14 protein-coding genes are annotated in these 12,081 nt (G+C 43.9%); 5 read left to right on the top strand and 9 right to left on the bottom strand.

From position 1 onward, the window contains the following. Positions 1 to 108: 108 nt before the first annotated feature. The 4 genes from QK890_RS10840 to QK890_RS10825 all read right to left on the bottom strand — a co-directional run bounded on the left by QK890_RS10840 (position 109) and on the right by QK890_RS10825 (position 4,043). Entirely contained in the window at positions 109 to 1,578 is a 1,470-nt protein-coding gene (locus QK890_RS10840; RefSeq protein ID WP_044302021.1) for an O-antigen translocase, read from the bottom strand. A 249-nt stretch (positions 1,579 to 1,827) separates the two neighbouring features. Continuing rightward, the gene (locus QK890_RS10835) at positions 1,828 to 2,922 is read right to left on the bottom strand and encodes an MraY family glycosyltransferase (RefSeq protein ID WP_367627332.1); all 1,095 of its coding nucleotides are present in this window, start codon (positions 2,920 to 2,922) and stop codon (positions 1,828 to 1,830) included. Between the two features lie 51 nt (positions 2,923 to 2,973). Continuing rightward, positions 2,974 to 3,459: a UpxZ family transcription anti-terminator antagonist gene (locus QK890_RS10830; RefSeq protein ID WP_032531938.1), complete on the bottom strand. Its 486-nt coding sequence runs from the start codon at positions 3,457 to 3,459 to the stop codon at positions 2,974 to 2,976. 44 nt (positions 3,460 to 3,503) lie between these two features. Next, entirely contained in the window at positions 3,504 to 4,043 is a 540-nt protein-coding gene (locus QK890_RS10825) for a UpxY family transcription antiterminator (protein WP_005781154.1), read from the bottom strand. Positions 4,044 to 4,774: 731 nt separating this feature from the next. Between QK890_RS10825 and QK890_RS10820 the strand changes: the two genes are divergently transcribed. Together QK890_RS10820 and QK890_RS10815 are read left to right on the top strand one after the other, a co-directional pair. Next, a complete protein-coding gene (locus tag QK890_RS10820) occupies positions 4,775 to 5,167 on the top strand; it encodes a hypothetical protein (protein ID WP_032531940.1) in 393 nt (130 codons plus the stop codon). A 71-nt stretch (positions 5,168 to 5,238) separates the two neighbouring features. Further along, positions 5,239 to 7,398 carry a VapE domain-containing protein gene (locus tag QK890_RS10815; RefSeq protein WP_032531941.1) on the top strand — a complete coding sequence of 720 codons (2,160 nt, stop codon included), beginning with the start codon at positions 5,239 to 5,241 and terminating at the stop codon, positions 7,396 to 7,398. A gap of 231 nt (positions 7,399 to 7,629) precedes the next feature. On the opposite strand, the gene QK890_RS10810 is transcribed toward QK890_RS10815, so the two are convergent. After that, on the bottom strand, positions 7,630 to 7,875 hold the full coding sequence (locus QK890_RS10810; RefSeq protein WP_005790540.1) for a DUF4248 domain-containing protein: 246 nt from the start codon (positions 7,873 to 7,875) through the stop codon (positions 7,630 to 7,632). Positions 7,876 to 8,142: 267 nt separating this feature from the next. On the opposite strand from QK890_RS10810, the gene QK890_RS10805 reads away from it, so the two are divergent. Both QK890_RS10805 and QK890_RS10800 read left to right on the top strand, forming a co-directional pair. Then, entirely contained in the window at positions 8,143 to 8,613 is a 471-nt protein-coding gene (locus tag QK890_RS10805) for an HU family DNA-binding protein (RefSeq protein WP_005781170.1), read from the top strand. Between the two features lie 31 nt (positions 8,614 to 8,644). Further along, entirely contained in the window at positions 8,645 to 8,740 is a 96-nt protein-coding gene (locus QK890_RS10800) for a smalltalk protein (protein ID WP_156127618.1), read from the top strand. A gap of 169 nt (positions 8,741 to 8,909) precedes the next feature. On the opposite strand, the gene rpiA is transcribed toward QK890_RS10800, so the two are convergent. From rpiA to QK890_RS10785, 3 genes are read right to left on the bottom strand one after another with little or no spacing between them, the layout of a single operon-like run. After that, positions 8,910 to 9,611, bottom strand: coding sequence for a ribose 5-phosphate isomerase A (gene rpiA, locus QK890_RS10795; RefSeq protein WP_032542724.1), 702 nt, complete (start codon positions 9,609 to 9,611; stop codon positions 8,910 to 8,912). Between the two features lie 29 nt (positions 9,612 to 9,640). Then, entirely contained in the window at positions 9,641 to 9,781 is a 141-nt protein-coding gene (locus QK890_RS10790; RefSeq protein ID WP_005808208.1) for a hypothetical protein, read from the bottom strand. After that, positions 9,762 to 10,766: a DUF3843 family protein gene (locus QK890_RS10785; protein ID WP_296026908.1), complete on the bottom strand. Its 1,005-nt coding sequence runs from the start codon at positions 10,764 to 10,766 to the stop codon at positions 9,762 to 9,764. The genes QK890_RS10790 and QK890_RS10785 overlap by 20 nt, the downstream gene beginning before the upstream one ends. 72 nt (positions 10,767 to 10,838) lie before the next feature. Between QK890_RS10785 and QK890_RS10780 the strand changes: the two genes are divergently transcribed. Continuing rightward, positions 10,839 to 11,348, top strand: coding sequence for a GNAT family N-acetyltransferase (locus tag QK890_RS10780; RefSeq protein WP_032531945.1), 510 nt, complete (start codon positions 10,839 to 10,841; stop codon positions 11,346 to 11,348). A gap of 25 nt (positions 11,349 to 11,373) precedes the next feature. On the opposite strand, the gene ruvA is transcribed toward QK890_RS10780, so the two are convergent. Then, positions 11,374 to 11,976, bottom strand: a complete 603-nt coding sequence (ruvA, locus tag QK890_RS10775) for a Holliday junction branch migration protein RuvA (protein ID WP_005821598.1) — start codon at positions 11,974 to 11,976, stop codon at positions 11,374 to 11,376. Positions 11,977 to 12,081 lie beyond the last annotated feature (105 nt).

Genomic DNA, 12,081 nt, shown 5'->3' with positions numbered 1-12,081 from the left:
AGATCTACTAAATAAATATCTTTAATGGATTATAGTAATATTACAAACATTGATTAACAGATTTGTTTTACAATATTCTATTTGTATTCCGAAAGTTTTCAAAAGAAATCATTTTTTCAATTTTATTATTTGCAATCTAACATTTAGACCATATAAACTCAATAACAAGCAAATAATAGATGCTAATATCATACAAATATATGAAAAATATACATCAGAAATAAAAGAAGTTCCAAATACTACACATAACAATATAAATAAAGGAACCAGCATCTTATAGAACGACAATGAATAATAAAAATCATAACGCCATCTAGTTATTAACACATATAGGCCACTAAATAAAAAGAACGATACTGTAAAAGAAATACCAATACCAATCAACCCCCATTTATAATAAAATATAATGTTTAATATAAGCGTCATTATATTCCCTGTTACTCCATCAAACCAAAAGAAAAATTTTTTATCTCCTTTAGCAAAAGAAATATATCCCATTGGATACGCCATAGCTTTAAAAAACAATCCGATTCCCATAAAGCGAACCACAGAAATTAAAGGTAAAAATTCCTTTGATAATAACAATCGGATCATTAAAGGAGCTGTCATTATCAATAATATAGCTAAAGGAGCAACAATTAGCATTACTATTTCCGATTGCTGATTAACTAATGCCCTAATTTTTGTGTTGTCTTTCGAAACGCCTGATAGTCGAGGAAAGAAGTCTGCTCCCATAGCAGCAAAAACAACTCCCACATACTGATTCGTTATAGAGTTTGCTGCTTGATAAAGGCCAACGTCTTGTAATGAACCAAAGTTACTGATAAATGTATTTAATAAATAATTAGAAATTGTGGTAAGCAAACCAGAGACCAAAAGTATCATTCCTAATGCAAGCATAGTTCTACCTATAGTTTTCGTTACATCCCAATTAGCTTTTAAGTGATAGTGTTGTACTTTATTTGCATAATACCGATTAAAAAGATAAGTCATAAGAGATAATACTATCATAGCAGGAACTATACCATCATAGCCATAGTAATAATAAAGTGGCACGCCTACCATTAATCCCAACAAAGATCCTATAATAGATGAATATGCCAATTGCTTCAGCATTCTAACACCTTGCAATATAGCTAACTCACCATTAGATAAGGTAGTAAAATAAATCATTATTGATAATCCAACAAAGGACCACTTATAATCAGTTGTTCCAAAAGCAAGTAAACTCAGTTGTTCTGCAAACAAAATAGAGATCAAACTACCAATTAATGATGTTAAATGCAACAATCGTCGTAATACGTGTATGACCAAACTCAAACGTTCTTGATCACCATTTTCTTTGGCATACGAAATATCTTTAACTGCAGAATAATTTAGTCCTAAGCTAGAAAACTGTTGTAACATATTTGTTGACGAGGTTAATAGAGAGGAGATACCCATACCTTCTGGTCCGAGAATAATTGCAATTAATTTACCTCTTATCAGAGAAACTAAGATATTGAAGACTTGTACTCCTCCAAATAAAGCAGTCCCTTTTACTATCTTACGATACGAAGAAGTTTTGTTATCCTCCACAACTAAAATCTAATTAACAAAATTATCATCCCGTTTAAATCCAATACACTAAATAACATTTCATTTATCCAATATTTTATCACACTGAAATATTCGTTTTTAATTAATTCTATTATTTCAAATAATTTCTATAAATACTAACTAATTTTATTTTCTGCTCCCTATACAAAATCAAGACTTATATACTTAGATAATATCTTTAGAACAAACAGTTATTAAGTATTAGAATATCTTTTATTTTAATCTATATTACTTTCGTCCATCTCTTACCCTGTCAAACCATAAATTCAGTCCCACCCACACAGCAATATCCGCCAAAAGCATCACCGTGTTGTCAACCACCGGAACCAACAGAATATTCACCGCACTAAACGCACAAGAAATCAGCAAGATCGTTATCATCGCCTTTCTTGGTGTGAAACCCATTGCCAGGAACTTATGATGAATATGGTTCTTGTCCGGTTCGAAAGGGCTCTTGCCACTGCGAACACGAACCATCACCACACGGATCACGTCGAACGCAGGGACAATCAGCGTACTGAAAGCAATCACGAAAGCACCTTCGGTATACGGGGTGACATCCGGATTGTACTGGCTGTATTTGATGGCAAGGAAAGAGAGCACATAGCCCAAAGTCAGGCTGCCCGTATCACCCATAAAAATCTTACGGGCACGTTCCGCACTGCCGAAGACGTTATAGTAAAAGAAAGGGACCAGCACACCGAACGTGGCAAAGGCGAGCATGCTGTACGTCCAAAGTTCTTTCTGCATGAACAGGAAGCCGAAGACAAGCAGGGCAACGCTGCTCAGACCGGAAGCAAGACCGTCGATACCGTCAATCAGATTGATGGCATTGGTGATAAAGACAACCAGAAGAACCGTAAAAGGCATACCTATCCAGGCAGGAAGGGCATACAGGCCGAAAAGCCCGTAGAAGTTATTGATCCAAAGGCCGGCCAGGGGGAAAAACGAGGCACAGATGATCTGGATCACAAATTTCTGCCGATAACGGACTCCCACAAGGTCGTCGGCGATACCCGTCAGATAAAGCAAAGTCATCCCACAGACCAGAAACATGCACTCGGGCAGCAAGTACACCGCACGGAGGGCAGGAACATCATAACCCATCAGGATGCGAAGTGCGAACACACCGCAAGAGGATAACAGGATGGTGGGAAAGAAAGAGACACCGCCCAAACGGGGAATGGCACGTTTATGAACCTTGCGCTCACTCGGCATATCGAAAAGCTTCTTCCGCAAAGAGATAAGCAGGATGCGGGGAATGATAAGCCGGGCAATCGAAGCAGAGATGACAAAAGCCAATATGATGAAAAGGATATTCAAGACAAAGGGGATTTAGGTTATATACAGTGTTGTGTCGAAAAAGAAAAGAGTTCACTCCTCTACTTCCCAGTTGGGATAAGGATTCTCTTCAAGGCTGCGGAGTTGTTCGGCAATCTCACATTCATCGCCGGAAAGGGTACGTCCTCCCCAACTGTCGATGATGCTGTGTGCCTCACGGGAGAGATCGTCGTCAAATACTTCGCCATAGCAATAAGTCAGAAGCTGCACCTTCAGCAAAGAAGCGGGCAGGCGGTCGAGCACTTCCCAACAACGGTTCAGGATCTGCTGGATGCGGACTTCCTTGTCACCGTTATTGTAGATCGTCGCGTTATAACCCATCAGAAGCGAAAGGCACAAACGGGCTTCTTCCTCGTCGGTGGAGCCATGATGGGGATATAAAGTGTTGGCACGGCTGAGTACATCACCGTTCAACCGGCTGAAGTGGTCGCTGTAGATGGGGCTGCCATCGGAACCCAGATACAGAAGTTCGTGCGCCAAGGTGTACAAAGCGGTAATTTGAGAATCTAAAGAGTTCATGGGAATATTTACTATTTACGATTTACTGTCTGCTATTTTACTGTTTAAAGATCGAGCGGCTCAATTAGAGAAGGATGGATGTAGGTGGTGGCAACAGCCATCACTCCCTGAATGGAAACCATCACGCGACGGTCGTTTTTCACACGGATGAACTCACCTTCGACACCGGCAAAAAGACCACCCGTCACACGCACACGCTGGCCTTTACGGAAGGCTACAGCGGAAGGCTCCAGGTAAACCAGTTGCTGCTCGTAACTGCCGGCAACCGCCATGAAGCTACGCATCTGGGAGTCCGGAACAACAATCGGCTGGCGGCTTTCCCGATCCATGATATAACGGATCGGAAGGGATACACCCATCTCTTCTTTGATACGGTCGATACGTTCACGGCACGAACGGACGAATACCAAATTATGAACAGCGGGAACCAGTTTACGCACTCGGCGTTCGTTCTTCACGATATACTCGTAGCGCATCGGGATGAAATTCTCGATGGATTCGCTGTCAAGGTACGTTTTCAAAGAAAGTTCGCGGCTGTAGGTGACTCGCACAGCATACCAATGGATGTTGTCGGATTCCTTCACTAAAGGGTATTCTTTGGGGACACCGGAGTACGAAAGTACCTCCCGGTCAGATGATGTAATGCGAATATCAGTATTACTTGCATTCATGTGATCTCAAGACTCTCCCCTATCACAGCAGGAGAACGATGAAATGTTATGTAAGTACCCTGAAATTGACCATTTCCAAGAAACAGAAGAATTTCAGAGATAAAGTTCTATGAACGAATGAATTAGAAGTCATTGATGTTTCAAAAAACGTTCGTTTGTTTAAACACCATTTTTGACAGAATTTTAAAATCTCCAAAAAGAAAAATTCAAAAAAAGAAAAGCTAATTTAAAAGTTTTAATAATTGATTGATTCACAGATAGATAAAAGTACTATTAAAAGAGAAAACAAATTTATTTATAAAAATATTTTGCTATAATAAAAATGCTGTTTACCTTTGTTCCATTGAACGAACGTTTTTTGAAACATACTCTTTTCTATTTACACTAAAATCCCCCTATTCACCGACGCCCTTTATATAATCGCGCACACGCGTACACGCATAATACTCTCTTTTTAAATTGATTTTACCCTGTCCTGAAAACAGGTCAGGTATACTTAACCTATTTTCAGGACGGGGTGAAACATCAATTAAAAGTAAACAATATACGCGTATATAACGGATTATATACTAAGAACAGTTAATTTTGCCTTCGTAATAATAAATCATATTAGACAAAATGAGCAAAAAAAACCGAATGAAGGAATGATTCTCAACATAGAAGACATTCCTTATGTAGTAATTACAAACGGAAAAACTGACGAGAGTAAGAGAATTTTAGAAACACTGGAAAAGAAACCGGAAAAACTCGACATAACTACTCACAGAGAGCTGGTTATCCTCTTTTTCTTATGGTTGAATTACCAGCAAAAAGGAACGAAAAAGCGCAAAGGAATCCGTGAATTGGCACATATCATGTACCGTATGCTATACTTCGGACAGAAACAAAACCCCACAAAGGAAATGTCAGTACAATCCATTGAAACAGAAATATTTAACACACTAAAATTTCTGAAAGAGGAGAAAAAGGGAACGGATAAAGATCTGGGAACAAACATCTTAGACGAAATAAAGACATTCTTCAAAGAAAACGTCTAACAAGGTTTATAAAATCATCCCTAATTTTACAGCCGCAGACACTTACGTCGAGCTTTAAAAAAGACAGAAAAATGGAAAACATTAGTATTACTACTTACAGGGGCTTCAGCAAAGTAAAAGGGAGATGCTCCCTGAATGAATTAATCGAAAAGGTACGCAGCAGTCGCTATGCCGCCCTGATTGAGAAAATAGGAAGGCTTATCAGTGAAGGGAAAACCAAGGAAGCGGAGAACGTAAAACGGCAGCTGGACTACTTCACCGTCACGGCAAACTACCACGAATGCAGGCTGGCGCATAGTATCGCCGCATACAATGACATCATCACCATCGACCTGGACCATCTGCCCGAAAAGGAGCTGGACCGGATACGGGCCCTGATAGAAACAGACGAAGCGACACTCGCCTGTTTCCTCACCGCCAAGCAACACGGATTCAAGGTGCTCGCCTATCCGGTAAGCCTCGAAGCGGAAGGGTGGCGAAACGCGTTCTTCCGGACACCGGCAATCACTTACAGCCGGTTGGAGCAGTATCACGCGGGAATGTACGAACTGACCCGTAAACACTACGAGAAACTTCTGGAGACGGAAGTGGACACCAGCGGAAAGGACTTGTCGAGAGGTGTCTTCGCTTCATATGACCCGAGGGCGTTTTACTCTCCCCGGCGGGTGGCACACATCCCGGAACGGACATTCACCATCGAAGCCCCCGAACCTGCACGGAAGGGAAGGCAGAAGGAAGAGCCCGCAACGGACCCAACAGGGGAAGTCAGCGCCTACACGTGCATGGAATTCAACAAATGCCTCAGCTCTACCCGCAGGCTGATGAAATACACAGAGGGAAACCGCAATTCGTTCCTCTTCACCCTGGGAAACAAATGTTTCCGAAAGGGACTTGAAGAGGCGGAAGTCAAGCGTCTGGCAGCAGTGAAATTAGGGGAGGACGGACAGATGGATACAGACACCCCCATCGCGAACGCCTACACATATACGGACAGAACGGAACGGGCAGAGGAGAAAAAAAAGATACCGCCCGTGGAACAGGTGATAGACTATCTGAACAAGAATTATGCTTTCAGGAGAAATACGGTACTCGACCGACTGGAGATGTGCGACTTGTCCAAAACGAAGGAGGGAAAATCATTCTACGCCATGCGGAACAAGGATCTCAACTCCATCTTCCTGAACATCAGCAGACAGGGCATCGTCTATCCGCTCAACAGCCTGAAGTCGGTCATCGACTCGGACTATACACCGGAGTTCAATCCCTTTACCGACTACTTCGGAGGAAACGTGCGGTGGGACAGGACAACCGACCACATCGGGAAACTGGCGGACACCATACAGGCGGAGGATCAGGAATTCTGGAGGGAAGGATTCCGGCGCTGGATCGTAGCCATGGTGGCCTCGGCGCTCCAACCGGGTAAAGCCAACCAGCAAGCCCTGGTGCTGCACGGGGCGCAGGGAAAAGGAAAAAGTACCTGGATACGGCACCTGCTGCCCCCCGAACTCGGAGAATATTACCGCAACGGAATGATAGACCCGGCAAACAAGGATGACCTCTTGCTGCTATCCACCCGGCTGCTGATCAACATGGAGGAGTTTGAAGGTGTGAAGACAGGAGACATCGCCGAACTCAAACGGATCATCGGACAGGAGAACGTCACCATCCGGAAAGTATACGACACTCAGGCGCAGCTTTATCCCCGGAGGGCATCGTTCATTGGCAGCACCAACAACATGCAGTTCCTCAGGGATTACGGGGGAAACCGGCGCTTCCTGGTCATTCCCGTAAAAACCATCGACTACCGCACTCCGGTAGACCACAAAGGAGTATACGCACAGGCGGTGCAACTGATAGAAGACGGTTTCCGCTATTGGTTTGAAGGAAACGAGATAGACGACATCAACACCCGAAACGAACGCCACCGCATGAAAGACCCACTGGAAGAGAACCTGTATGTTTACTTCCGTCCGGCAGGAGAAAAGGACTTTGAGGTGAAATGGAAACCCGCCGCCGCAATACTGGCTACTCTATCTGTATACGGACGGACACAAGCCAACGCGCAAACGCAACAAGTGTTGGTACAGATTCTGGAAAGGGATGCCTTCGGCAAGCGTGTAAACGTCCATGGCATTACGGAGTATGCCGTAGTGGAACTCAGCCAGCAGGAGGTGAGCGAAAACTTCAGGAAAAGGGAGAAGGGAAAGGAGATGGAAGAGTTACCGTTTTAAAAGTATCGGAAAGAAGGAGATAGAAGAGAAATGCCCCGTAACAATATATGTTATTTCGATTACATATATTGTTACGGGGCAGGACATATATTGGCGTTTTATTGACAAAAAGATATTAGCTGTTTTGATTAAAATCAATACCTATTATTTTTGAACTTATGCATAAATTGCACAAGTTCAACTTCTTATCAAATCCTCCGAACCAATACCGGTATTGGTTTCTCTCTAATTTTATGCTCCCGGCTCTCCCATATATCGAAAGATCAGACGAACTTCCTTGGGCGTAAATGAATGGCGGTATTTATAGTATCCCACCTCCTCGAGCGCAGCCATCAGGAGTTTGTTGTGCCGCATCCAACGGCTGAGATTATTGAGGGCGGCATTTTCAGACAAATGGGGTGCATAAAGCAGAGCCAACTCGACTTTTGTATATACACGGATAGGAAACTCTCTCTCGTCATCTTCTAAATCTTTCATGTTTTTCAATTTTAAATTAATAAATAATCGGAACTTTACAATAGCATAAAGATAACAAAAACAAACGACATATCATAGCAGAAGTCATACTATTTCACAAAACATTCATTGATTTTCAATCTTTTATCCATACCGCCTCAACCCACGTCAACAAGCACAAAACAGGGGTTACAAAGCGGTATCTTTGACATACCGGAAGAAAGGAAAAGAGCTCGTCCGACCTTCCGGATGCATTCTTAATTATTAACCATAAAAAATTATCGGACAATGGCAGTTCCATACAAAAAAATCGCGAGAAAGGATCCGCGAAAAGCGGATGCTATAGAGAAATTTTATCCGCAACTGGTCACTTTAGGTCAAAGCGCAAGCCTGGAAAGCATTGCGTACGAAATGAAGGAGAAAAGTTCGTTATCATTAGGAGATATCAAAAGTGTACTCACCAATTTTGTAGAGGCGATGCGTACCTCACTCTACAACGGGCAGTCGGTCAATATCCGGGATTTCGGAGTATTCAGCCTTTCGGCACGCACCAAAGGGGTGGATGCGGAAAAAGACTGTACGGCCAAAAACATAATGGCGGTGAAAATAAACTTTCGTCCGTCGTCGAGCGTACGTCCGAACCTGACATCGACCCGGGCCGGTGACAGAATCGAGTTTATCGACATCAAAGCGGCACTGGAAGGAAAGGAAACGGGAAAAGACGGTGACGGAGACATTGTGGATGACCCGACGGCATAAATCAGAATCACATGAAAGGAGGTGTAGAAAAATGAAGAAATCAAACTGGAACACAATTTTAAAAGTAATGATCGCAGTGGCATCTGCCATACTGGGAGTCCTTGGAGGAAATGCAATGAACTTGTAGGCAACGAAAGCTAAAAGGGATGTGTCATAACTCTTTTCACCACGGAGTAGCACAGAGCATCACAGAGTCTTTTCATTAATAATCAACAACTTAAAATCACCTCTGTGTCACTCTGTGGTGGGTTTTGATACATCCTCTTTAGCTTTCGTACTATCAACCGTTTCCGATCTTATTTTGCTACCATTACCTCGACATCATATCCCATAAACAGTCCGTTTTCTATAACACCCGTCACCGACTTGATTTCTTTTTCAAGAGACGAATGAATATTGCTGAACCAGGCATCGAGAATCAAGTTTCCACTTTCGGTGATCACAGGACCATCTTTACCTTTAGCCGGCCTCAGTTGGGTATGTGAAGCACCCATTGCCCGGATTTCCCTCTCTACGTAGGGCAAAGCCATCGGAAAGACTTCGACGGGGACAGGAAAACGGCTTCCCAGAAAAGAAACCTGTTTGCTTTCGTCCACCAATATGAAAGTACGGTTGCTGCTGCTTATCAACAGCTTCTCCTTGAACAGCGCTCCGCCTCTACCTTTGATCAGGTTATGATCGGGATCTACTTCATCTGCTCCATCGAAGGTCCAGTCGGGACGGCACATCCATAAAGTAGTCTGCGGAATGCCCAAGCGGACACATTCCATCGATATCTCCATCGAAGCAGGAATCACGGTGACGTGCAGATTCTCCGTACGTATCCTTTCGGCAATAGCGAGCAATGCCAGATATACGGTCGATCCGGAGCCAGCCCCAATGACCTCGCCTTCTTGTACGCGCATAGCAATCATACGGGCCAACCTCTCTTTACTCTCCCGGTTGGTTATCGTGTCCGACCATTGGAGATGTTCCATCAAACTACTTTCCCATTTCATAATAAAACCTGTTTATAACAGATAACAACTTATTTCACCCTACGGTTCAGCTGGTTATTGGCTTTTGAGGGTTTCGACTTTCCGATCCGCTTACCGGTAGGTTTCTTGCCTCCCGAAGCTTTGGGACGTCCGCTACCCGGACGGTCACTGCTATTTCCGCTCTTCTTCATAAAAATCTTCATTATAATATTTACCTAAATACCTGCGGGCTATGAAATCCCAGTTCTCGTGCAACAGCCTCCTGCCATCCCCGAAAGGAAAAGCGACCTCCGGCAATAAGCCGTGCTGCATGGCATAGTGCAACAAGTCGATGGGACAAAGCCCCGGAATATAAAACAATTCGGCCCCTTCTTGTTCGGCAACCTCCGGATTATATTCCGAATTTCGTTCGTCGCGGAAACAAGCACCGATATTGGGAGCCAGCAAGACACCTTTCGGATTGGCAAAAAACACAAAATCTTCTTCATCGGCCAACTCGGGCATTAACGAATCGTCTTCATCGGCCCACTTCAACGCATCGACACAGAAGCGACGCAAATCAACATAGTCTTTTAAATATACAATCTGTTTTCCTCCGGAAGCACTCAGGAAGTTCGCTACATCACGGGGGAGATTCATTTCCGGCAAGACATCCAAAACAGGACCCGGAGGGGGTAACAAGGCACGGACATCCGGAAACCACTCCGTGGATTCATCACCGGTAAGGGGAGCCTGTTCAAAATGGGCATCGAGCACCGCATATACATCGGATGCGAGCTGAAGCAGAGAACTGTCAAACGGATTCCAAGGAGACGGAGAACTATCCGTGACAGGAGAAAGAAGCGTCCACAGCAGAAAAGATACATCCTCGGGATTTATTTCATCATCGGCATACGACTCTGTCAGTGTGTAAAAAGGCAGGAAACGTCCATACAACTGTTTATGCAACCGGATGAATGTATTCCAGCTACCGGAATTATTCACACAATCTTCCAGATACCAAGTGAAATAGAGAACAGCCCGGTTCTTATGAATCATCTGTCCGGTAAGCTCCGACTTCTCAAATACGGGCAACAGCCTGTTGGCAAAATCCACGTACCACTGATCGGTATCTGCCGATTGCATGCGTGGATGGGCTTCCATCCACTGTTGACGATATATTTTTTGCAATTTCATGAATTGGAGTGTTGATTTACGGAAACAAATGTACTTCTTTTCTGATAAGATTAGCTACATTTGCGGCAATTAATGAACTTTACGGCAATGGATATTACGCTCAGAACGCTCACGGAAAACGACTTGCCTTTTGTAAAAGACATCTACGATTATTACACTCTCCACACGACAGTGGTGTACTTTGTACACTGCGCCTCCATCGACGAACTGAAAAACTACATCCCCGTAGGCGATCCCGTCTACCGGTCGTTCATCATTGAAACTCCCGAAGGAACTCCCTGCGGATTCTGCTACTTCGCACGTTTCAAGCCCCGAGAAGCCTTCCGCATTTCGGTAGAACTGACCCTCTACCTGAAACCGGAGTTCACAGGTCAGGGGTATGGAAAACAAACCATACTCCGGCTGGAAGAGATCATCCGGCAAGAAGGCTTCAGCAATATAATGGCACTGGTTTCGGGAGAAAACGAAGCCAGCATACGCCTGTTTGAGAGATGTGGCTTCGAGTGTTGCGCAAACATCCGGCAGGTAGCGGAAAAGTTCGGCAAAAAACTGGATTTGAGGATGTATCAGAAAATCTTATAAGCCTCCTTATACTGCCGAACTGTTCTCAGAGTCTCTTTAAAGCCAGCTTAATGACTTTCTCCACCGGAGCATCGGGCTCTTCCTTCAGAATGGCAAGCACCACTTTCTGAGAAGGCGCTGCGGCAAAGCCCAGCATCGTCAAGGCGGCAACGGCTTCTTCCTGCACTTCCGCATTCATGGCCGGAAGCAATGTACCGGTCACTCCTCCGGTGGCAGCAGCCACAGCACCCGTTTTAATTTTGTCTTTCAAATCGACAATGACCCTTTGCGCTGTTTTCAATCCGATACCCTTCACCGTCTTCAGCATATTGGCATTTTCGGTACTGATCACATTCACCAGTTCGGCCGGTGAAAGAGCGGAAAGAATCATGCGGGCCGTGTTTCCTCCAATGCCCGAAACGGAAATCAGCAGCAGGAAAAGTTCCCGTTCCTGCTTGTCGACAAAGCCATATAAAACGTAAGCATCTTCGCGGATGGCTTCGTAGATATAGAGTTTACAACTGCTCTTACCCTGAATGGCAGAATAAGTGTTGAGTGATATATTAACGGCATATCCTAATCCGTTACAATCGATAACTGCGGTTGCCGGACTCAGTTCGGCAATCTCGCCTTTGATGTATTCTATCATAATGGTTATAATCAGAACGCAAAGATAATAAATATTGTGCTTCACGAACCTTGAATAACAAAAACTAACTTTAACACCCCTAAGAGACCTGAAAACAAAGAAAAT

Source organism: Bacteroides sp. NGMCC 1.200775 (assembly GCF_040798045.1).
Lineage (GTDB): Bacteria > Bacteroidota > Bacteroidia > Bacteroidales > Bacteroidaceae > Bacteroides > Bacteroides hominis.
This window is presented reverse-complemented; position numbering and strand designations above follow the sequence as displayed.